Annotated in this window: 17 protein-coding genes and 1 riboswitch; of the genes, 6 read left to right on the top strand and 11 right to left on the bottom strand. The window is 36.7% G+C overall.

The window, feature by feature from the left end; all coding sequences use genetic code 11:
• A partial coding sequence (locus J4P91_RS18265; RefSeq protein ID WP_307802544.1) for a SpaA isopeptide-forming pilin-related protein occupies positions 1 to 2,480 on the bottom strand: 2,480 nt, incomplete at its 3' end.
• A gap of 473 nt (positions 2,481 to 2,953) precedes the next feature.
• Positions 2,954 to 3,826, bottom strand: a complete 873-nt coding sequence (locus tag J4P91_RS18260; RefSeq protein WP_207995261.1) for a Cof-type HAD-IIB family hydrolase — start codon at positions 3,824 to 3,826, stop codon at positions 2,954 to 2,956.
• Between the two features lie 136 nt (positions 3,827 to 3,962).
• On the opposite strand from J4P91_RS18260, the gene J4P91_RS18255 reads away from it, so the two are divergent.
• Positions 3,963 to 4,577 (top strand): DNA-3-methyladenine glycosylase, encoded by a 615-nt coding sequence (locus J4P91_RS18255; RefSeq protein ID WP_207995260.1) that lies wholly within the window; start codon positions 3,963 to 3,965, stop codon positions 4,575 to 4,577.
• A 25-nt stretch (positions 4,578 to 4,602) separates the two neighbouring features.
• On the opposite strand, the gene budA is transcribed toward J4P91_RS18255, so the two are convergent.
• The 3 genes from budA to J4P91_RS18240 all read right to left on the bottom strand — a co-directional run bounded on the left by budA (position 4,603) and on the right by J4P91_RS18240 (position 7,809).
• Positions 4,603 to 5,361 (bottom strand): acetolactate decarboxylase, encoded by a 759-nt coding sequence (gene budA, locus J4P91_RS18250; RefSeq protein WP_207995259.1) that lies wholly within the window; start codon positions 5,359 to 5,361, stop codon positions 4,603 to 4,605.
• Positions 5,362 to 5,382: 21 nt separating this feature from the next.
• Positions 5,383 to 7,071 (bottom strand): acetolactate synthase AlsS, encoded by a 1,689-nt coding sequence (alsS, locus tag J4P91_RS18245; RefSeq protein WP_207995258.1) that lies wholly within the window; start codon positions 7,069 to 7,071, stop codon positions 5,383 to 5,385.
• A 384-nt stretch (positions 7,072 to 7,455) separates the two neighbouring features.
• Positions 7,456 to 7,809 carry a YlbF/YmcA family competence regulator gene (locus J4P91_RS18240; protein WP_207995257.1) on the bottom strand — a complete coding sequence of 118 codons (354 nt, stop codon included), beginning with the start codon at positions 7,807 to 7,809 and terminating at the stop codon, positions 7,456 to 7,458.
• A gap of 705 nt (positions 7,810 to 8,514) precedes the next feature.
• Here J4P91_RS18240 and J4P91_RS18235 point away from each other — a divergent pair.
• Positions 8,515 to 9,903 carry a YheC/YheD family endospore coat-associated protein gene (locus tag J4P91_RS18235; protein WP_207995256.1) on the top strand — a complete coding sequence of 463 codons (1,389 nt, stop codon included), beginning with the start codon at positions 8,515 to 8,517 and terminating at the stop codon, positions 9,901 to 9,903.
• A gap of 20 nt (positions 9,904 to 9,923) precedes the next feature.
• Here J4P91_RS18235 and J4P91_RS18230 read toward each other — a convergent pair whose 3' ends face one another.
• Positions 9,924 to 10,169, bottom strand: coding sequence for a hypothetical protein (locus J4P91_RS18230; protein WP_207995255.1), 246 nt, complete (start codon positions 10,167 to 10,169; stop codon positions 9,924 to 9,926).
• Positions 10,170 to 10,463: 294 nt separating this feature from the next.
• On the opposite strand from J4P91_RS18230, the gene sasP reads away from it, so the two are divergent.
• Complete coding sequence (gene sasP / locus J4P91_RS18225; protein ID WP_017153116.1) at positions 10,464 to 10,667, top strand: small acid-soluble spore protein, SasP family; 204 nt, start codon at positions 10,464 to 10,466, stop codon at positions 10,665 to 10,667.
• 50 nt (positions 10,668 to 10,717) lie between these two features.
• Here the strand turns inward: sasP and J4P91_RS18220 are convergent, their stop codons facing one another.
• The 5 genes from J4P91_RS18220 to J4P91_RS18200 form a co-directional block, all read right to left on the bottom strand.
• Entirely contained in the window at positions 10,718 to 11,452 is a 735-nt protein-coding gene (locus J4P91_RS18220) for an amino acid ABC transporter ATP-binding protein (RefSeq protein ID WP_207995254.1), read from the bottom strand.
• Positions 11,453 to 11,480: 28 nt separating this feature from the next.
• Positions 11,481 to 12,179, bottom strand: coding sequence for an amino acid ABC transporter permease (locus tag J4P91_RS18215; protein WP_017153118.1), 699 nt, complete (start codon positions 12,177 to 12,179; stop codon positions 11,481 to 11,483).
• Positions 12,166 to 12,963 carry an amino acid ABC transporter substrate-binding protein gene (locus tag J4P91_RS18210; protein ID WP_207995253.1) on the bottom strand — a complete coding sequence of 266 codons (798 nt, stop codon included), beginning with the start codon at positions 12,961 to 12,963 and terminating at the stop codon, positions 12,166 to 12,168. The genes J4P91_RS18215 and J4P91_RS18210 overlap by 14 nt, the downstream gene beginning before the upstream one ends.
• A 569-nt stretch (positions 12,964 to 13,532) precedes the next feature.
• The gene (locus J4P91_RS18205) at positions 13,533 to 15,533 is read right to left on the bottom strand and encodes an ABC transporter ATP-binding protein (protein ID WP_207995252.1); all 2,001 of its coding nucleotides are present in this window, start codon (positions 15,531 to 15,533) and stop codon (positions 13,533 to 13,535) included.
• Complete coding sequence (locus J4P91_RS18200) at positions 15,530 to 17,284, bottom strand: ABC transporter ATP-binding protein (protein WP_207995251.1); 1,755 nt, start codon at positions 17,282 to 17,284, stop codon at positions 15,530 to 15,532. The genes J4P91_RS18205 and J4P91_RS18200 overlap by 4 nt, the downstream gene beginning before the upstream one ends.
• Before the next feature lie 844 nt (positions 17,285 to 18,128).
• Here J4P91_RS18200 and J4P91_RS18195 point away from each other — a divergent pair.
• From J4P91_RS18195 to J4P91_RS18185, 3 genes are all read left to right on the top strand, one after another.
• Positions 18,129 to 19,568, top strand: coding sequence for an NADP-dependent glyceraldehyde-3-phosphate dehydrogenase (locus tag J4P91_RS18195; protein WP_207995250.1), 1,440 nt, complete (start codon positions 18,129 to 18,131; stop codon positions 19,566 to 19,568).
• Positions 19,569 to 19,760: 192 nt separating this feature from the next.
• A riboswitch (Lysine riboswitch) is annotated at positions 19,761 to 19,941 on the top strand.
• A 151-nt stretch (positions 19,942 to 20,092) separates the two neighbouring features.
• Entirely contained in the window at positions 20,093 to 21,517 is a 1,425-nt protein-coding gene (locus J4P91_RS18190) for an amino acid permease (protein ID WP_207995249.1), read from the top strand.
• 69 nt (positions 21,518 to 21,586) lie between these two features.
• Positions 21,587 to 22,792 carry an ABC transporter permease gene (locus J4P91_RS18185; protein WP_207995248.1) on the top strand — a complete coding sequence of 402 codons (1,206 nt, stop codon included), beginning with the start codon at positions 21,587 to 21,589 and terminating at the stop codon, positions 22,790 to 22,792.
• The last annotated feature ends 16 nt before the right edge of the window (positions 22,793 to 22,808 follow it).

The raw sequence follows: 22,808 nt of genomic DNA, 5'->3' as shown, positions 1-22,808 counted from the left end.
TCCTCTGGTTCACCTGGGTCTGTCGTTCCTTCTCCTGGTTCACCTGGGTCTGTCGTTCCTTCTCCTGGTTCACCTGGATCTTTTTCTTTTTCATTTTCTACTTCCACTTTGACTACATCTTGTTCATTTTGAAGTGTTACTTTCCACTCTTTATCAGAAAGTTTGTAGCCTTCCGGAGCTTTTGTTTCTTTCACTGTGTATTCACCTAATGGTAATTTCGATGACATCGCTTTTCCGTTTTCATCCGTTTTTAGCTCCGCTACCTTTTTACCATCTTGATACACTGTGAATTCTGCACCTGATAAGACTTTTTCTTTATCATTTGCATCTACTTTGACAATTTCAAATTGACCTACTACTTTTTCATTCAATACTTCTTGTTTCACTACTTCATCTGCCACTACATTTACTTCTACTGTAGCATTTACTACTTTATAACCTTCTGGCGCTTTCGTTTCTTCCAGCGTATATTTACCTGGTACTAAGTTTTCAAACTTAATTACACCATCTTTATCTGTTGTTTTTGCTTCTCCAACCACTTGACCATTTTCGTCTTTCAGTCGAAATTCTGCGCCCGCTAGTACTTTTCCGCTTTCTGCATCCTTTTTGATGACTTGTAAGCTTCCGAGTTCTTTCGCATTTTCTACTTTTACTTGAACAACTTCATTCGCCTTAACTACTACTTCGATTTCATTTCCAGATAGTTTATAGCCTTCTGGAGCTTTTGTTTCTTTTAACGTGTATGTGCCTGGTTCTAATTTCGCAGAGATTACTTTACCTGTTTTGTCAGTTTTTAACGTCTCTACTTTCTTACCATCTTTATATACTTCAAATTCTGCATCTGATAATACTTTCGTTTCATCGTTTGCGTCTACTTTGACGATTTCAAACTGACCTGTGACTTTTTCATTGATTTTTTTATTCAATGCTTCTACCGTAACGATCTGATTGGATACCACATCAACACGAATAGATTCAGTTGATAGTTCATAACCTTTCGGTGCTTCAATTTCTTTTAATGTATATGTTCCAACTGGAAGTTGTTTTGATAAGGCTTCACCTTTTTCATTTGTAGTGATTGTATCAACAACATTTCCAGCTTTATCGTACACATTAAATTTGGCACCTGCTAGAAGTTGACCTGATTCACTATCTTTTTTAAGTAATTTAAATTGGCCATTTTCTACTTTTTTCGTATTTCCCATAACAATTTCAACTACTTTTGTACTATCAATCGTTACTTTTACAGGTGTATCACTTTTCACATATCCTTCAGGTGCATTCGTTTCTTTTACAACGTAATCACCAAGCGGTAAGTCTTTAACCTCTGCTATACCATTGTCATCTGTCGTAACAGTGGCTACAACTTCATTGTCTTTATTTACAACATCAAATGTTGCACCTTTCAGAACAATATTATTATCGCTCTCATCAACTTTTTTAATTTTCAAATGCCCTTTTTCAACTACTGGTTTTTTCCATTTTGACCAGTTAAATTTGAAATTATGAACTTCAAATCCGCCTCTTTGGTGTAAGCCCCCAAGGAAAGCTTGTCCGTTAATAGATCCGCCGTGTGTTTCTACTACCGCATTAGGAGCAAATACACTTCCAACGATTCCGTATCCTTTAGTTGAAATTTTCGTAGCATTTGGGAAAACCCACATTACTTTACTAGCCAATTCAGTAAAGTGCGAATTAGGATCATACGCTTGAGAAGTATTAATTAATTCCGTTGCCATTCCAGTATTATTTGTATCATACAAAATTGCACCCGTTCTAAAATCTACTTCTGTTGCATCTGAATAAATAACAATAAAATCTTTGTTATCTACATTTGGAAGAAAAACATCTCTCACATTTAATGTTGATTGTCCTGTTAATCCTGAAGAAACATAAATGTTAGGGTTATTTACATCTTCACCAATACCAAAACTCATATTAGGTTTTGGATTATTTGTATGAAACTGACTCGCGTCTTCAATTACACGATTAGTATCTTTTCGGAACTCTTTAAATTTCGCATCAATCTCAGACTTTTCTTTATAAGAAATACGGTCATATGATGATTTTAACGCACCAGTTGAATCACCTTCTTGTGTCATTACCACTGTACCATCTTGTATAATGACTTGACCCTCGCCGGCTTTCGTAAATTGACCTCCTAGCAATAAGGATGGATATCCCTCATCAGTCCATTTTGCCCCCGCTAAGTTAGGTGCCCCAGTTGCAGCTGCTGCAACTGTGTAGCTTGATGCATTCATATTCCCTTGAACTGCCATTGCTCCTTCGATATCAGCACTCGTCGCACTATGATCTCCAAAAATGATTGCATTGTAATAGGAAGCATCTCCTAAACCTTTTAACTCTGCCACAGCTGCTTCTGCTTTACTTGATAAGTGGATTAAAAAGTTCGTACATACAAGTAATAACGCTATAACACTAAGACTTATTTTCTTGATTTTTTGTTTGAATGCTTTCACTAAACACTCATTCCCCCTCTTCACAATTTTGCTTACAGATAAAAAACATTTCTTATAAAACTTCATTTTTTACATTTCGACTATTAATCTAAAATATCCACTTAAAGACTAGAAGAATTCATACTTCTATATGTCTATACAATAAACAGAGCAATTCATTTTGAAAACATAGAATAAATAGGGAGTATACAGGACAATTTTTTATTGGGTGAGGCCTTAGAAAGATACCGTAAATAATCTTCAACTGATGGTAAATAGTAGTAACATCCTCCACTCTACAACACTATACTTAAACATTCAAGTGAATTGTATAGATTTAATACACAATTTACATACATCCAAAAATATCAAAAAATATAATTATTCACAAAATATTTTCGGATTACTAATCTTCAAAATTTCCTTTTTCCAACAAATAACTGATTAAAAAATGAAGAAACGTAGCTTAAAAGCTACGTTTCTTCATTAATGCGTCATCGTTTATGAACCTGCGAATGATTTTTTAGAAATGGAAGTGGGAATTGCTTTCGAAAATGTTCTTTAATCATATACTCGACTCCGTTTTCACTATTAGAACGAGTAATCCAATCTGCCGCTTGCTTCAATGGAATAGGTGCATCTCCCATCGCAACTCCTAATCCAACACTCGTAATGACATCTAAATCTTCCAAACTATCTCCAATCGCCACCATTTCATTCAATTCTATTCCAAGGTGTTCTCCTAATAATTGCAATCCTCTTAGTTTCGATACATGTTGCGGAAGAATTTCTGCCCTTCCCCCATCGGATTCTATATACTCGACATTTTTAAACGCTTTTCTCAACGTTTTAAGCGCGCGTTCTCTTTCTCCTCTACTCGCAAAGACAACATCAATTTTCGGAGCTGCAACAGGCTGATCACGAAGTGCGTCACCTAATGAATCTACAAATTGAACAGGATAAAATAATGGATCCGTACTTGATAATACAGTGCGCGCAATTAAATTTGGTGTATTTTGCTCACGGTTACCAATAGAAAAGCGTTCATGTGAAATACGGATATTACATTCAAAATGTTCAAGTACTTGCACGATATTAAACGTTTTCTCTTCTGATAATCGTTTTTGAACGAGTGGTTTATCTAATGACGCAGAAATAAAAGCACCGCTATGCGTAACTAATATGGAATCTAGTTTTAATGACTTTGCTATTTTATGAGCTGATTGAAAGTGCCGACTTGTAAACAGCGTAATATATACACCTTTTCGTTTCACAAAATCAATAGCTTCTCGTGTTCCTTTTGATATCTTCCCATTTTTCTGCAGGAGTGTCCCATCTATATTAAGAGCCAACAAGCGATAAATCATGTCGTTTTCCCTCCTCTTAGCTGCTTTTACTCTATCCATAATTTATGAAATAAATTTATTAATTAGAACGAGTTAGAATCCTTACCACAAATTTGGTTTAATATATACATATATCAGCAGTAAAGGAGCTACCAATATGAAAGCACCTCCTTCTTTTTATGAAGGCGATACATTAGAAGTCGCTAGACATTTACTTGGTCATAAACTTGTACATATAGTAAATGGAGTAAAACGGAGCGGATTCATTGTAGAAGTAGAAGCATATAAGGGACCAGATGATAAAGCGGCCCATAGCTATGGCGGGAGGCGAACCGAACGAACAGAAATTATGTTTGGTGCGCCTGGGCATGCTTATGTGTATCTTATTTATGGTATGTATCATTGTTTTAATGTCATCACTGCTCCAGTTGGCATCCCCCAAGGCGTTCTCATCCGCGCACTAGAGCCAGTCGATGGAATAGAAGAAATGAAAATAGCACGTTATGATAAAACTGACATTACAAAAACGCAATATAAGAACTTAACAAATGGACCTGGAAAGCTATGTCGTGCGCTCGGCATTACTTTAGAGGAACGGGGGCTATCTTTGCAAGGTGATGAACTCTATATTGAATTAGTTCCTGAGGAAGAACACCTATCCTCTCAATATGATATTACTGCTGGTCCTCGCATTAATATTGACTATGCAGAAGAAGCTGTGGATTATCCTTGGCGTTTTTATTTCAAAAAACACCCATTCGTTTCTAAGTAAAAAAGAAGCCAATTTGGCTTCTTTTTTACTCTGCACCTTCCGCGGTCGCAATATCATTTTCAAGGTTTTCTCTCGATAAATCAGCTGCCATAAAATCAGCTGTCTCTGGGAGAGCTAAATGTAAATGCGCTTTTTGACAAATTTGAATTGTACAGTTTTGGACGGTGAAATCAAAAACATGTCCGCCCCCGCTTCGCTCATCATCAATATAATGCAAATGATAACCCGCTACTCCAATTCCTTGCGCATAGTCTGGTGTCCAAAATCCTGCCATTGTTCCTTTTGTATTTGAGAAAGAAAAAATCGGCTGTGATTTTGTCACTTCTACAAGCGGTGTATACGGCTTTTCTTGACGTGGAACAGTTCTCGTTCTTACTTCACGGAATGTTCCATCCATGCGAATACCATAAAATAAATTTTTACTTGGCATTAATTCGTGTAATAACGCTTCTACTTCTTCACGATTCATTGGACGATCAATTGTATAGCTCATTTCTTTTTCAAAAAATGTTACAGTTGAAAATGGCGTTGTTTCTTCTGGCTCTACCATTTCTGCCGAACCATCGGAACGTAAATGATAAAACTCTCCATCAAAAGCAATCATTTCACCATCTAATTGATCAAACGTACCGATGCCAAAATCACCGTGGTTTTTTAATTGTTCAAAATTAATGATTCCATCATATATACCATCTAATAAAGCAAGCATTGTCGATGTTTGATATACTTCATTATTCGTTTTCGTTTTTTTTGCATCAATATCTAATAATTGCGCAATACTCATATCTATTCTACTCCTTTACCATTAGTTCAATTGGTTTGGTAGTAATTTTTCACTTAATTTAATATTATCGCGGTAATCAATTGGAATATCTACAACTACAGGACCTTCTACTTTCATTGCTTCCTGTAATACACTTTCTAGCTCCTCTGGTGCATTTACGCGAAGTCCAGTAGCACCGAAGCTTTCTGCATACTTCACAATATCAACATCACCAAATTCTGTCGCTGATGTTCTGCCATATTTCATCATTTGTTGGAACGCAACCATATCATATGTACCATCTCTCCAAACAAGATGAACAACTGGGGACTTAAGACGTACTGCTGTTTCTAGCTCCATTGCAGAGAATAAGAAACCGCCATCTCCAGAAACAGAAACAACTTTTTTACCTGGTTCAACCAATGTCGCTGCAATTGCCCAAGGAAGTGCGACACCTAATGTTTGCATACCGTTACTAAATAGTAATCGACGTGGTTCATAAGAGCGGAAGCATCTCGCCATCCAAATGTAATGTGAACCGATATCACATGCAACCGTTGTTTCATCATCAATTAATGAACGAAGTGTACGAATCACTTGTAATGGATGTGTAAGTCCTTGTGAATCACAAGCCCGCACTTCAGCTTGCTCTAACAATTTCGCACGCAATTGATCTAAAATAGCTTCTGATTTTGTTGACAAGATAAGTCTTGGTAATTGCTCTGCAATGCTATCTACAGTTAATGCAATATCACCAATTAATTCGCAATTTGGTTGATAGTCATGGTCAATATCAGCTTGATGATCGTCAAGATGAATAATTGTTCTGTCGCCTAATTTATTCCAAAACTTCGGATCATACTCAATTGGATCATAACCAATAGATAAAACAAGATCCGCTTCTTCTAGTAAAATATCACCTGGTTGATTGCGGAATAATCCAACGCGTCCAAAGAAATGATCTTCTAATTCACGTGAAATCGCTCCAGCCGCTTGGTACGTTTCAACAACCGGCAATTGTGTATCAGCAATTAACTTACGAACCGCATTTGTTACTTCATTTGTGCTCGCTCTCATACCAAGTAAAATGACTGGTAATTTTGCAGATTTAATTTGTTCTACAACTGCTTCAATTTTATGTATGGGAGCGATACCAAGTTGTGGCTTAGAAAGCGCACCAATAGATGATACTGTCGTTTCAGCAGTCATAACATCTTGTGGAAGACTAACAAGCGTTGCTCCCGGATGAGTAGAAGTTGCACTACGAAATGCATTTGTAAGTGCTTCTGGCACATTATCAGGATGCTCTACTTCTACGCTATATTTTGTGATTGGTTCGAATAGTGCAGCATTATCCATGGATTGATGCGTACGTTTTAAACGATCTGTACGTGGTACTGCACCTGCCAAAGCAACAACGGGATCACTCTCTGCAGTAGCAGTAACAAGACCTGTCGCTAAATTTGATGTTCCTGGCCCTGATGTAACAAGACATACACCTGGTTTCCCTGTCAATCTTCCAACAGCCGCTGCCATAAATGCTGCGTTTTGTTCATGGCGACAAACGATTAACTCTGGTCCTCGTTCTTGCAACACATCAAATACAGAGTCAATTTTTGCACCCGGAATACCGAAAACATGTGTAACTCCTTGCTGGATTAAACAATCGACAACAAGATCGGCTCCTTTTGTTGTTGTTTTCACGTTGTTGGCTTTTACTTCTGTACTCAAACTAATCATCCCTTTATGTCAAAATCGTGTACAATAAAGCTTTTTATGTAAACTACACAACATATTACACCTAGTTAATTAACTTAGTGTAATATGTCCTGTTGATTATTATATTATAAATGTATTACTTTTCCAACAATATGAATTCGACATTATTTTGACAATAAACGATGAAAACCTTTACATTCATTCTATTATATTAAAATAATATTTATTGCGAATTTTTCCATCCTTATCACATATTTTTCAGGCACATTCCTCTACCTTATTTCCTATATAGCTTTAATTTCTCCAATTAATTAAGAACAGAAGATTCCGCCAAAGTACTGATGAATTCCATAGAAAAAAGACGCTTCCCACTAGTTCAGGAAACGTCTTTTTAGATTAAGCTTGATATGCACTATATAACTCTTCAAGCGGCTTCATAATAATTTTGTTAATATCGCCGATTACAACATTTAAACGTTGCTCTGCTTCCATTAACTTTACGATTTTTGAATCTTGTTGAATAAGTGCTACAACTTCTTGTGCTTTTTGGTTATCTTCTTCTGTAATTTCTTGGCCTTGCATCATTTTTTGTTGTAAACCTAATTGCATTGTACGGAACTGATCAAATAGTTCTTTTGATGCTGCATCTCCTTGAACTTCTGCATAACTAGCTTTTAAAGCTTGGAAATCTGTATTTTCTGCAATTGCTTTTTGTAATTCATATGCAACATCATGAATGTTTTTTGTCATTTTATTTTTCCTCCTTTAGCGGGCTTGGTCTACTGTCCTCGCCCTTTGAGTATCTTTTGATACGCACCTTCTTACAATATCAAACTATGCTCAAGATGTGAAGAAATTTCACTTTATTTATCAATGTATATAAAGTGAAACTTTAATCAGCGGGGGGCTTACTGCCCGCGAATAGCGGGATAAATCCATTTCGATCTTTCCACACATCAGTCACTGCTATGAAAAACAAAAGAGGACCTCCACTCGCTTGCTCCCTCTGTTTTCACTTGGCATGGGGCGAAAAAAGGCCCTGACCGCTTCTATGCATGACCGGATTCTCTCTCACATCCAAAAAGAAAGCTTTTTCAATTTGTATGTATATAGCGGGATGAAACTCCGTCCTAAAACATTGATCATCCAAAAATAGAATATCGTTATACGGACAACAGTATAATGATATGGAAGCATGTTTGCAATGTATATAATGAAATTGCTCTGATCCATTTTCACAAGTAACTAATCCATTATCATAAAATTTTAAAATAGGAATAAAAAACGATTGAGCAGTCCCCTTTTCTCTTTTTACATAATGGATAAAATAGAGCACTTGGGATTATACATGCTAATGTGAAAACAGCATGATTATTCACTGGCCGAAGAAGCTTCCCACGGCCCATTACGGTTGAATCGATTTATACCGTAACTGAAAAAGGAGTGACTACTATATTGAAAGATCATATTTACACATTACAAATTTCTATTGATCACCCAAGGTCGCTAACATTGCCCTATATATTTTCTAGTACTTCTCCCTTTACATTTCTTTCCTTCGGTACACGACATACGACATGTGAAAATATTGAAATTCATTATACTTATGCTCACGAAATTATAATAGGCAAGCAGATCGCAGAAGAACTCTTGCTTCCGCCTTCAAACGCCATGCAAGCTTTCATTCAAAATCAAACACTTATCTTTGGACCATTGATTGGTATTTTCACAACCGGTTTTACGGAATCCACTTCTCATCCCATTGGCAATCGTTCTATCAGTTTCAAGGAGTTACTGACCCCACCTCACTCTTTACATCCATTCGTTTTCTTATTTGGTGCACAACATATAAACTGGGATGAAGAAACGATTAATGGATACTTTTTCAAAGAGGAAAGCTGGATACAATGTAAAGTTCCTTTTCCAAACGTTATTTACGATCGGTTACCTAATCGGCAAGCAGAGATGTATAAACCTATCATTCGAGCAAAAAAACAATTACAAACAAAGTACGCCATCCCATGGTTCAATCCAGGGTTTTTCGATAAATGGAATATACACCAGATTCTTATAGATAAAAAAACAGTCGCTTCTCTGTTACCTCAAACAGAAACATTTCGGCACTTCGAGCAAGTAGAGCATTTCTTATCATCACACAAACACGTTTATATGAAACCTGTGCATGGTAGTTTTGGAAAAAATATTTATCAAATTTTTTATTCGACTACAGAAAGCTGTTATTATTGCCGTTACCGAGAAGGGGGACAAAACAAATTACGAAAGTATCACTCTTTAGAAACACTGATCAATCACGTTATGCAAGGACATGATTTAAAACAATTTATTGTCCAGCAAGGAATTGTTTTATTACGTATAGGTGGGCAGCCGGTAGACTTTCGAATTCATACAAATAAAAATCGTTTTGGTAATTGGAGAGTTAGTGCCATCGTTGCGAAAATCGCTGGAAAAGGCAGTATGACAACGCATATAAATAGCGGTGGAGAAGTAAAACTACTCCAAGATATCTTTCCTGATGCGACGGAGCGTGTTCGAATCATGAATAAATTAACAGATGCAGCCTTGCAAATAAGTTCTACTTTAGATCAGTGCATGGAAGGAAATATTGGAGAGATTGGTTTTGATTTAGGTTTAGATAAAGATGGGAAGGTTTGGCTATTTGAAGCCAATTCCAAACCTGGAAGAACTGTCTTTCAATCCGAGAAATTACAAGAACATAGTGAGCTGACGAGGCAGTTATTTTACGAATATGCCATCCATTTAACAGAACACTCTCCCCCACGCCCGAAACAGCGATTACGAGAAGATGAAACTTCCGCCTTATGATAGGTGGAAGTTTCACTGTATTACACTAGTTTCACTGTTAGTTCAGTTTGTGTACCACACGCCCCGCAATAGAAAACATGAACACAATATTGCTGAGAATTCTCCCCTGTTAAACCGTCTACTTCTATTAATAAATCTTGATCCATGTATGCGCTATAAGCATCTGTATAATCCACAACTTTCCCATAATCTTGGAGTACATTTGTACAAGTTGGACAAGAATATGTTTGAGCTTCCAATGCATTACAAAGCGGACATATCGCCATATAAACTCCTCCAAATATAATTCACTCCTCCAATTATAGAGGTTTCATATTTACAATTAGTGTAGCCTTCTTTTAGAAAAATACAACGTTTACTCACTTGTTTATTTCATACTCTTCACACCGAATCATTTACAAAATTTACAAACCATTAACCCGCATATCTTTCTACGTAACATCCATACTATGAGTACATTCACCTCAAACGATGGATTGGCGCCAAACGGGGCGATCATCTGGTTCAACTCCAGCTAATCCAACCAAAAATTTTTTATACTCTAAGGAGGATATATTCCTATGGCAAACCAAAATTCTTCAAATCCATTAGTAGTACCAGGCGCAACAGCTGCAATCGATCAAATGAAATATGAAATCGCTCAAGAATTTGGTGTACAATTAGGAGCAGATTCTACAGCTCGTGCAAACGGTTCTGTTGGTGGCGAAATCACAAAACGTTTAGTAGCAATGGCTGAGCAAAGCCTTGGCGGATTCCAAAAATAAATATATATGGCAAAAAAGGTCTCAGGGCATTCGCCCTGAGACCTTTCTTACTATTGAAGCATTTGCAAGAATTTCTTTGTTCGTTCTTCTTTCGGATTTGTAAATACATCTTCTGGTGTCCCTTGTTCTACAACAACACCGCCATCCATAAAGATAACACGATTCGCAATTTGATGAGCAAAGCGCATTTCATGCGTTACAATCACCATTGTCATTCCTTCTTTTGCAAGTTCTTTCATGACTTTTAGGACCTCTTGCACAAGTTCTGGATCTAACGCTGACGTTGGTTCATCAAATAATAGAACCCCTGGTTCCATCGCAAGCGCACGAGCAATTCCAACGCGCTGCTGCTGTCCGCCTGATAGTTGGAATGGATATAAATTCATCTTGTCACCAAGTCCAACTTTTTCAAGGAAATACGTCGCTTTTTTCTTCGCGTCTTCTTTCCCCATCTTTTTCACTGTAACAAGCCCTTCCATTACATTTTGAATCGCTGTTAAGTGCGGGAATAAATTATGATGCTGGAACACCATACCCGTTTGTGTACGAAGCGTTACAATATCATTCTTCGTTATTTTTTTAGAGAAATCCAGCTCTTTATCACCAATGCGGACGATACCGGCATCTGGTGTTTCTAATACATTTAAGCAACGTAAAAGTGTTGTCTTACCAGAGCCAGACGGTCCAATAATTACAACAACCTCACCTTTTTCTACTGATAAATCGATATGCTTAAGTACAGTGTTATCACCGAAACTCTTTTGTAAGTGTTGAATTGAAATCATAAAAACAAAAACTCCTTTTGTAAAAGGATTATTTTAAAGTATAACGTTCTGAACGTTTTTCTAATATTTGTTGCACGATAGATAGTAAGAAACAAATCACCCAATAAATAAGACCTGCTTCAAAATAAACGATTAAAAATTCATAATTCATTGCTGCGATTTCCTGTGCTTTTCGGAACATTTCTGTTACTAAAATTAACGATGCTAATGAAGTATCCTTCACTAAACTAATAAATGTATTCGAAAGCGGCGGAATCGATACACGTGTTGCTTGCGGTAAAATAATGCGTTTTAGTGCTTGTGGATATGTCATCCCAATTGTATACGCAGCTTCCCATTGTCCTTTCGGAATAGACAAAATAGAAGCACGAATAATTTCAGATGCATATGCACCAACATTTAATGAAAAACCAATAATAGCTGCTGTATATGGGTCAATCTCAATTTTTAAAGTTGGAAGCCCATAGAAAATAATAAATAATTGTACAAGAAGTGGTGTTCCGCGAATAATAGATACATAGATACGAGCAATCCATTGCAGAAGGCGACTACCTGAAATACGCGCAAGCGCCGTCAAAGTCGCTAATATGAGACCAATCACAAATGTGATTAGTGTTAATGGAATTGTCTTGAAAAGAGCACCCTCCAGCATAGGCATGAAGGATGCTTGCATGATATCTATCCATGTAGATAATCGATCTGAAATCAATACACTACTTAGATACATCTTCACCAAACCATTTTTTCGTTATTTTGTCGTACGTACCATCTTTCTTCATATCTTCTAACGCTTTATCTACTTCTTGTACTAATTTATCGCTACCTTTACGGAATAAGAACCCACTTTGTGATGCTTCTTTTTCTGTTGCTGCAATTTTAATATTTACATCTTTTTTCGTTTGTAAATAGTTTAACACTGATAATTTATCATTGATTGTGAAATCAACGCGTCCCGTATTAAGTAGTTCTACTGCTTGACTAAAGCCTTCTACACCTTGGATTTCTGCGCCATTTTTCTTTGCAAGGTCAGCATAGTTACTCGTTAGAGACTGCGCTGCTTTTAATCCTTTTACATCAGTAAATGAAGCTGGCTTATCTTTGTCCTTTGCAACGACAAGTGCTGCTGAAGAAGAAATATACGGTTTAGAGAAATCATATTTCTTTTGACGATCTTCACGAATTCCGACTTCATTTGCAACCATATCAAATCGTTTTGCATCAAGTCCAGCAAGTAAGCTGTCCCATTGCGTTTCTTTAAATACTGGTTTTACACCTAAACGTTTTGCAACTTCTTCTGCTAACTCAACGTCAAACCCAGTTAATTTTCCACTTCCGTCGTGGAATGTAAACGGTGGATATGTACCTTCTGTACCGACAACGATTTCACCGTTCTTCTTAATTTGTTGTAATGCATCTTGACTAGCTGTATCTTTTTTCTCTTCTTTGCCACAGCCCGCTACAATACCGACTGCTAGTGTAGCTACTGCAAGCACTGAAAATAATTTTTTCATAACGTTAATCCTCCAAGTATTCTGATAGGAATTTAAGAACTATATTGATTGTATGCAATCTTGAACAATTTTTCAATGAAAATGTTCGTCATTAGTGTATCCTTTTTCTTCATAATCAAACAAAATGATACAAAACCGATACATACAAAAAATAAGTAACATGTTTAAATATAGCATTTATAGAGGAAAAGGTAAAACAAAAAAAACTTCCTTTTTGGGTGGGAGAGAGCGTCCGGTCAGGGTCTTTTTCTGCCTCATGCCCTGTGAAAACAAAAGGAGAAAACAAGTGGAGAACTGCTTTTCTTTTCATAACAAGGACTTATATGTGGGAAAATCAACATGGATTTTGCTATACAAAAAAGGACTTGCTACTGAAGCAAGTCCTTTCAAGATTCTAATACACAATACCCGATCATCCCGCACAATAATAAAAAGAAAGCAATGTTAAAGGTAACTGATAATTCTTCCATCCCTATCTCCTCCTTTACTCCAAAATATCACATGGATAGAGAGATGGACGGTCCTATTTGTAAACATTGCTTTAAAATTTTCTGAACATTTCGTGAAAATTACGCACTTTGACTTCCTTCTATTTGTGTTTTATACATTTCATAATAACGACCCTTTTTTTGCATTAATTCATCGTGAGAGCCCTTTTCAAGAATAGTGCCCCGATCCAGTACAATAATTTGATCTGCACTCTTAATTGTTGAAAGGCGATGCGCAATAATAAATGTTGTTCTTCCTTTTTTAACAACTTCTAGAGCCCCCTGAATCATTGCTTCCGTTTCCGTATCAATACTTGAGGTCGCTTCATCTAAAACTAAAATGGCCGGATCAAACGCTAATGCACGAGCAAATGATATAAGTTGACGCTCCCCTGTTGAAAGCGTGCTTCCTTTTTCCGTAATCTCTTCATCTATATTGTTCGCAAATCTCTCTGCTCCCACATCATGCAGTGCTTTTATAATTCGAGCTTTTGAAATATTTGGATTCTCTAAACTCACATTTGATGCAACTGTTCCACTAAATAGAAATGGATCTTGCAGTACAATCCCCATATGTTCACGGAGTGCTTGCTTTGGTATAGTTTTTACGTCATGCCCATCAATTGTAAGTTTTCCTTTTTGAAACTCATAAAATTGGAAGAGTACATTCATAATGGAACTTTTTCCGGATCCAGTATGACCAACGAGAGCAACCGTTTCTCCTTTTTTTGCCTCGAAAGAAATATGTTTTAACACTTCATCTTTTCCATTATAAGAAAATGAAACATTATCAAACCGAACATTTCCATTAAGACGTGGAATGCGATCTTCCTCGAGTACTTCTCCCTTTTCATCTAACAGTTCAAATACACGTTCTGATGCAACTCGCGCTTGCTCTAAATTTGCAAGCTGATTTACCATATTTGTAATTGGCGAGAAGAGCCTTGTTAAATAATCGACAAATGCATACAGTATCCCTAAAGAAATAATTCCAGTAGCGCTCAAAGAGGCGCCGCCAAAATACCAAATAACCCCCGTAAAGGCAATGTTGCGCAAGACACCTACTAAATTATGGGATGTTGCTGCATTTAAATTTAAAATTTTATTTTGGTACTTAAAGTAATCTTCATTTAATTCTTCAAATTCTTTCTTCGTTGTACGCTCTTGACGAAATGCCTGAATGATAGGCATTCCTTGAATGGATTCATTCACTGTTCCATTAATATCTGATAATCGAGAGCGCATCTTATGATTGTAGACAGAGGCATATTTTCTATATACAACAGCCCAAACAATTAAAATTGGGATGATAATTAAACAGAGAAGCGCTAATTTAATATCAAGTAAAAATAACGCAATAAAGATTCCAATAATATAAATAAAACTAGAAACAAATGTCGCTAAAACTGTCACATATAACTCACGAATTGCCTCCGTATCATTCGTTACACGCGATACAATTTTCCCTGCTGGTAAATGGTCGAAGTAACGAATCGGTAATGTTTGAATATGAGAAAAGACATCTTCACGCATAATTTGAATGATTTTATTAGATGCTTTCTGTAAGAAAAACTGTTTACCGTATGCAAACAAAGATACGACTAACAATAGTGCAAAATATCCTCCGCCAAGTAAAAGTAATCGTTTCATCTCAGGTTCATAAAACGAATACACTTCTTTAGTTGTTAACATTTTTGCTTTATACACTTGCGTTGCTTTCCCGCTTTGAACTGTAATAATATCCCCCTTTACAGAACGTGTTCCCTCGGCTGCAATTTTGTTAGGTACAAAATAATAAGTGAAACCAACTTGTATAATACGAACTTCTTTTCCTTTTTGTTCTCCTTTTTCAAAACGGTCGCTTCGCTTATACCAAGCTCCGTTATATAATACGGCATCCTCACCTTGCTCCGTTTCATACCAAGGCTTCTCAATCCCAACAATATGATCATCAATCATTGTCTTTGCCACAAATGGCCCTGCAAGCTCGGCAATAACGAAAATAAATAACATTGCAAGTGCCGCAAAAATGGTTCCCTTTACTTTCATGGCGTACCTAAATAACCGCTTTGAAACGCTCATATTTTCACCTCACCCTCTATATTTTCACCCTGCTGTCTTTCAAACTGCTCTCTATACCAGCCATCATTAGAAACGAGCCTATCATGTGTTCCCTCTTCTATGATTTCACCATTATCCATAACGAGAATCCAATCCGCATGCTGCACAGCTGATAACCGGTGCGTTGTTATAATTGTTGTTTTTCCGCTTCTTTCTCTTCGTATATTTTCAATAATTGCCGCTTCCGTCCTGGCATCTACAGCTGATAATGAATCATCTAAAATTAAAATTTCTGGATTTTGAATAACCGCTCGCGCAATCGAAATTCGCTGTTTTTGCCCACCAGATAAAGAAACGCCTTTCTCTCCAACAAGTGTCTCTAACCCTTCTGGAAGGAACTCTAAATCTTTTTTGAATGCTGCAATTTCAATAGCCTTTTCAAGTTCCTCTTCGCTTGCTTCTCTGTTTCCAAATAAAATATTTTCCCTTGCTGTTTTTGAAAATAAAATATGCTCTTGTGGTACATATCCAATCCAGCCTCGTACGTTCTCAGTCGAAATTGCACCAAGCGTAACGTCTGACACTGTAATATCCCCTTCTCCAAGTGGATACTGACGAAGAAGTTGACGAACAAGGGTCGTTTTACCACTCCCTGTTTTCCCAACAACGCCAAGTGTTTCTCCTTGTTTTAATGAAAAAGAAACATTTTTCAAATTCATATCTGATGAAGCCGGATACGAAAAGGAAACTTTATCAAAGTCGATATACTCTGGTTCGTGTACACGCTTCGGCTTTTTCACGTTCTTCACGTCAGGCTCATACGCTAATGTTTCATTAACACGGTCTAGCGAAGCATTTCCGCGCTGCATCACATTGATTAATTCACCAATCGCAAACATCGGCCAAATCATCATTCCAAGGTAAACGTTAAAGGAAACAAGTTCTCCAAGAGTAACCTTTGATTGGAATACTAAAAACGCTCCATATACGAGACCAATTAAATAACTAAGACCTACTAGCATCTTGACTGTTGGCTGAAACAACGCATCAATTCTTGCTACTTTCATATTTTTTTCATATACATCTGTTCCTAATTGATGAAATCTTTCTTCATCAGCTTTTTCCTGTACATATGCACGGATAACACGCACGCCAGCAATCGATTCAAGTACTTTATCGTTCATATCTCCAAAAGCATCTTGAGCAACCGTAAAGCGTTCATGTAACTTTTTTCCATATATATTCATCGCATATGCCATAATCGGCAAAGGAAGAAGTGCCGCAATTGTAAGTTGCCAACTAATTGAAAAACCCATCATAAAAACAATTGTGAGCATATATAAACTAGAATCCACTAGTGTCAAAATCCCAAAACCAGCAGTCATAGCAATCGCCTTCAAATCATTTGTCGCTCTCGCCATTAAATCACCAGTACGATTTTTGTGATAAAAGGTCGGTGTCATTTTCAGCAAGTGCCCCATAAATTTTGAACGCATCGTTTTTTCAAGCACGAATGCCCCGCCAAACAATTGGTGTTGCCATACATAAGTGAGTAAATATCCACCAACTGTCGCTCCAAATAAAATCCAAATATATTTCATAATTACTTCACTTGTTAAAGATCCTATTTTTATATGATCAATTGTTAATCCGATTACTTTTGGAGGAATGACTTCAATTACATTTACAATTAAAAGCGCTCCAATTGCGATACTATATCTCTTCCAATGTTCTTTAAAAAACCATGTTAACTTTTGTAATACTGAAAACAATGAAATCTCTCCCTTCTCAATCTTGTTTCATTCTATTTCTGTTATCCACTATCAAAAGCCCCTATCTTTATACCGCGCCAACTATACTGTTTAACCATACCTCTTCCCCTTTCATATCTTGTTTTATCGAAACCATACAAAGTATGGAAACAATCAAAATAGAGACAAAAAAGCGCATACCGTCGCTTGACGATATGCGCAAAAACGCATAAAAGCGTACGTTACGAAATACGCAACGTACGCTTTTTCAAAAACAAAAAAGCACTATCTTTCCGTACGGGTTGCGTAATAATATGAACGTTTTCCATCATATAATCCAGCTAAGCCAGCCATATTTACCATTACAATCATTACGCACACCTCCTTCATTTATTTTCCATTTTTAATTTTATAACTTTAGGAACTTTTCTGTCAATTGTTTTTTTCATTATTTTACAAAACAAACTTTTATCACAAGAAATATAAAGTGAAACTTTAATCAGTGGGGGTTTTCTTCATCCCCACTGATTATCAGCCTGCACCAATCGGGCTTTTACGGGCAGTTGATCCCCCACCTATCTTCCTCGTTTCCCTCTGAATCTTGAGGTGGGGGTCTTACTGCCCGCAAATAGCGGGATAAAATACATACTCCCTTTCCCATACTCGAAAAAAATTATCTATTAATACTATTTATAAACCCTATATTTCACTTGAAAATAAAGTAAACCCCTTTCAGAAAGGGCATACAAAATTAAAATCACACAAGAAATCGTTTTCATAAACATTTTGTTTGAAAAATATTCTCAAACCCCCTACAATCACCATATACTCACTCTTACAAGTTGCTATTTTAGGAGGACAAATCATGACAACTAGCAATACGTACAAATTTTATTTAAACGGTGAATGGAGAGAAAGCTCTTCTGGGCAAACAATTGATATTCCATCACCATATTTACATGAAGTAATTGGACAAGTACAAGCGATTACTCGTGAAGAAGTTGACGAAGCAATTGCATCAGCAAAAGAAGCTCAAAAAGAATGGGCTGAAGCTTCTCTTCAAGAACGTGCAAAATATTTATATAAATGGGCTGATGAGCTCGTAAATATGCAAGATGAAATTGCCGATGTTGTAATGAAAGAAGTCGGTAAAGGTTATAAAGATGCGAAAAAAGAAGTTGTTCGTACAGCGGACTTAATTCGCTACACTGTAGACGAAGCACTTCATATGCATGGCGAAAGCATGATGGGTGATAGCTTCCCTGGTGGATCTAAATCTAAACTTGCAATCGTTCAACGTGCACCACGTGGCGTAATTTTAGCAATCGCACCATTTAACTACCCTGTAAACTTATCTGCGGCAAAACTTGCACCAGCTCTTATTATGGGGAACGCCGTTATCTTTAAACCAGCAACACAAGGCGCAATTAGCGGTATTAAAATGGTTGAAGCTCTTCATAAAGCAGGTCTTCCAAAAGGACTTGTAAACGTAGCAACAGGACGCGGTTCTGTTATCGGTGACTACTTAGTAGAACATCCTGGCGTAAATATGGTATCGTTCACAGGTGGTACAAATACAGGTGCTCACTTAGCGAAAAAAGCTGCTATGATTCCGCTTGTATTAGAACTTGGCGGTAAAGACCCTGGTATCGTACGCGAAGATGCTGATTTACAAGAAGCTGCAAAACATATCGTTAGCGGCGCATTCTCATACTCAGGTCAACGTTGTACTGCAATCAAGCGCGTGCTTGTACATGAAAATGTAGCGGACGAGCTTGTTAGCTTATTAAAAGAACAAGTAGCTGAACTATCTGTTGGTTCTCCAGAACAAGACAGCACAATCGTTCCATTAATCGACGATAAATCTGCTGATTTCGTTCAAGGATTAGTTGACGATGCAGTGGAAAAAGGCGCTACAATCGTGATTGGTAACAAACGCGAGCGCAACTTAATTTACCCAACATTAATTGACAATGTAACAGAAGATATGAAAGTTGCTTGGGAAGAGCCATTCGGCCCAATCCTTCCAATCATCCGCGTTTCTTCTGATGAGCAAGCAATTGAAATTGCGAATAAATCAGATTTCGGCTTACAAGCAAGTGTCTTCACTAAAGACATTAACAAAGCATTTGCAATTGCTAACAAAATTGACACTGGTTCTGTTCAAATTAACGGACGTACAGAACGTGGCCCTGACCACTTCCCATTCATCGGTGTAAAAGGTTCTGGTATGGGAGCACAAGGTATTCGTAAGAGCCTTGAGTCTATGACACGTGAAAAAGTAACTGTATTAAACTTAATTTAACATTTTATTTTAGAAGCTAGTCTACGGCTGTAGATCTAGCTTCTTTTTTATTTCTCAAACAACATTCTCGTCCCTACTTTTAATGACAAATTGTTCGCTATAATCTGATTATTACTATATCCATTGACGTATAAAAATACATTTGTTACCCTTGATTATGTTAATTTAATACATAAATCCTCATTCGTATCTCGGTGAGGTAGAGGTTGCAGTCATTAAGAGTATCTTTCGGGAGATGTAGTGGCATCGATGAACGAATGAAAAAGGAATGGTTGCCGAAGTAAGAAATGTCCACCATGCATTCTTGCTGGGTCTGTATTGAATAAGTGCAGAACTGTCACAAACATTTTGTTTGTGGAGAGCTATCGAGAGGTATGTCGTGGGTTTCCTATAAGATAGAAAGCACGTAGCGACAATTACACGTGCTTTTTTTGTTTTGTATGAAGCTTACCTTTCTTCCTTTTTGGAGGACATACATATCTCCTCGCTTGACTTGGTTATACTAACTTTGGAGGTATTCTTTTATGCAACAAAAAAAATGGGGCTTTTGGGTACTAACAGCATTTGTTGTCGGCAACATGGTTGGTGCTGGTATTTTCATGGTGCCAAGTACATTAGCACAAACAGCAAGCCCTCTCGGTGTCACTTTAGCTTGGTTAACAACAGGGTTTGGGGTTTTAATGCTAGCTCTTGTTTTCGGTAATTTAGCAATTCGTCGTCCTGATTTAACAACAGGACCACAAAGTCATGCATATGCTTTATTTTCATCACCAAAAAAGAAAAAAATGGCTGGATTCAGCATGGTTTGGGGCTATTGGGTCGCAAACTGGGCAAGTAATGTTGCTATTATTACATCTTTTGCAGGTTACTTATCTCTCTTCTTCCCGATTATGAAAGATACACGTCTCTTATTTTCAATTGGGACTTTCAATGTGGAAGTTGGAAAGCTTATTACATTCTCCATCTGTTCTTTCTTATTATGGGGAACGCATATGATTTTAACAAACGGTGTAAACGGAGCTGGGAAATTAAACTTCTTAGCAACAACAACGAAAGTGACTGGATTCCTTCTATTCATCGTTGTTACTTTGTTTGCATTTCAAGCTTCAAAATTTGGACAATGGTACACACCAATGATTGATAAAGAAGGCGTGTCACACGGACTGCTTTCACAAGTGAATTTAGCTGCCCTGACAACACTTTGGGCATTTATCGGTATTGAATCAGCCGTTCTTTTATCAAACCGTGCTAAATCTCCAAAAACGGTAAAACATGCAACTGTCGCTGGCTTATTAATAACTGTTGCTATTTATTTAGGAATTACCATTTTAACAATGGGTGTGCTTCATATGGATAAACTACAAACTTCTGAACGTCCATTAGCTGATGCATTAAATGCTGCAATGGGTCATGGCGGCGGGAAATTAATGGCGCTACTTGCTCTTACTTCCCTATTCGGTTCTATCTTAGGCTGGATTTTATTAAGCTCAGAAGTACCATATCAAGCAGCAAAAGAAGGTTTCTTCCCTTCCTTCTTTGCAAAAACAAACAAAAAAGGAAGTCCGATTCATTCACTAAGACTGACAAACATTATGTCACAAGTCTTCCTTTTCTCAACGTTATCAGGGACAATTGCTGAGGCATATACATTCGTTATTACTGTCTCAACCTTAGCTTACTTAATCCCATATCTCGTTTCACCAATCTTCCAATTAAAACTCGTTGCAACTGGTGAAACGTATAAAAATGAAATGGGTTCAAGAATTATGGATGGTACTGTCGCAGTCATTGCACTGTGCTATGCACTGTGGGTCATTAAAACTGGCTCCTCTGATATAAAAACATTCCTTCTTGGAATCGGCTTATTTGTAATCGGCTTTGCCTTCTATCCATTAATGAATCGTGATAAGAAACGAAATGAAAAAAATAAGAACGAGCAAATTGCTTAAAGCAATTTGCTCGTTTTTATTTTTGTATAAGAAAGAAACCCTTATAATAAAAGATAGAGGTGAAAAAATATGTCAATCGAAACACTATGGAGCACTCGTTTCCAAAAGCATCTTCAAAATGTCATCATGTACTTTGCACGCATGATTAGCGGTCTATTATATAGTTTCATCTTCGTCTCATGCACCTGCGCATATTATTACGCCAAGTTTCTGAAAACATCTCCTTCTAAAGGAGTCTCATTATTACTAATCACAATTGTACTTACAATCGTTATAACTAGATGCCCAATTCGTACGTTTCTCCAGAAACCTGATGCTGTGTATTTACTAGCACTTGAAGAGAAATTGACTTCTTACTTTAAACAATCTCTACTATACAATTATGTCATTCAGCTTTTTCCATTGCTATTCACGTTTCTTATCATCGTACCATTAGCAATGCAAACACTACATACAACCATTCCTTTTTTATGTACAATCTTTTTTATAATAATGCTCGTTAAAGGATGGAATATATACATAAGCTGGATATGGCGTGATCAATATAACGGCCAAATCTGGTTTATCATTCGATTGACTTGTAATGCGCTCATTCTTTACATGCTCTTTCAATCCATATCAGTCGTTCTATTAGGAGCCATGTTATTATTTCTTATCTTTATACTTGTTTATACGGTAAAACAACCAACAAAACGAATCCAATGGGAATATGTAATTGAGCAAGAAGAAAAAATAGACATGCGCTTTTACCAATTTGTAAATTTTTTCACAGATGTTCCCCAGCTAAAAAAACAAGTGAAACCAAGAAAATGGCTTACAAATTGGCTGGAACCCATATTACATAAAAAACGAGCTACCTTTTTATATTTAAATACTTTATCATTTCTACGTGCTAATGATTATTTTGGTATATATATGCGATTGACTATTATCGGTTCTTTTATTTTATATTTCGTGCCAAATGTATTTGTAAAAGGTGCGATTACTTGTTGTCTCTTATATATGACCTCCATGCAATTACGCTCTTTATGGAAATATTTTTTGAGAAATAATATTGTAGCATTATATCCAATTTCATCTGAAGAAAGAGCACGTCAATTTCTCACACTTATATTTTCATTAACAATCGTTCAGCTAGCGGTATTTTCGATTATTATATTCATTTCACTACAGCTGTTTTTACCTGTTCTTTCAACTATTATAGTTAGCATATTTTTTATCAAATTTATTATCGTACCAAAAACAAAAAAACAAATTTCTTCTTCGGAAATTTAAATGAATGATTGTGTAT

This window comes from Bacillus sp. XF8 (assembly GCF_017498755.1).
Lineage (GTDB): Bacteria > Bacillota > Bacilli > Bacillales > Bacillaceae_G > Bacillus_A > Bacillus_A bingmayongensis.
Note: the sequence above shows the minus strand (reverse complement) of the source record. Positions and strands in the feature narration are given on the sequence as shown.

What these genes read in the sequence shown, in the direction of transcription:
- J4P91_RS18260 (WP_207995261.1), bottom strand. Translation starts at nt 3,826, where the DNA reads ATGATTTATCGCTTGTTGGCTCTTAATATAGATGGGACACTCCTGCAG.
- J4P91_RS18255 (WP_207995260.1), top strand. Translation starts at nt 3,963, where the DNA reads ATGAAAGCACCTCCTTCTTTTTATGAAGGCGATACATTAGAAGTCGCT.
- budA (WP_207995259.1), bottom strand. Translation starts at nt 5,361, where the DNA reads ATGAGTATTGCGCAATTATTAGATATTGATGCAAAAAAAACGAAAACG.
- J4P91_RS18240 (WP_207995257.1), bottom strand. Translation starts at nt 7,809, where the DNA reads ATGACAAAAAACATTCATGATGTTGCATATGAATTACAAAAAGCAATT.
- J4P91_RS18230 (WP_207995255.1), bottom strand. Translation starts at nt 10,169, where the DNA reads ATGGCGATATGTCCGCTTTGTAATGCATTGGAAGCTCAAACATATTCT.
- sasP (WP_017153116.1), top strand. Translation starts at nt 10,464, where the DNA reads ATGGCAAACCAAAATTCTTCAAATCCATTAGTAGTACCAGGCGCAACA.
- J4P91_RS18220 (WP_207995254.1), bottom strand. Translation starts at nt 11,452, where the DNA reads ATGATTTCAATTCAACACTTACAAAAGAGTTTCGGTGATAACACTGTA.
- J4P91_RS18215 (WP_017153118.1), bottom strand. Translation starts at nt 12,179, where the DNA reads ATGTATCTAAGTAGTGTATTGATTTCAGATCGATTATCTACATGGATA.
- J4P91_RS18210 (WP_207995253.1), bottom strand. Translation starts at nt 12,963, where the DNA reads ATGAAAAAATTATTTTCAGTGCTTGCAGTAGCTACACTAGCAGTCGGT.
- J4P91_RS18205 (WP_207995252.1), bottom strand. Translation starts at nt 15,533, where the DNA reads ATGAGCGTTTCAAAGCGGTTATTTAGGTACGCCATGAAAGTAAAGGGA.
- J4P91_RS18195 (WP_207995250.1), top strand. Translation starts at nt 18,129, where the DNA reads ATGACAACTAGCAATACGTACAAATTTTATTTAAACGGTGAATGGAGA.
- J4P91_RS18190 (WP_207995249.1), top strand. Translation starts at nt 20,093, where the DNA reads ATGCAACAAAAAAAATGGGGCTTTTGGGTACTAACAGCATTTGTTGTC.
- J4P91_RS18185 (WP_207995248.1), top strand. Translation starts at nt 21,587, where the DNA reads ATGTCAATCGAAACACTATGGAGCACTCGTTTCCAAAAGCATCTTCAA.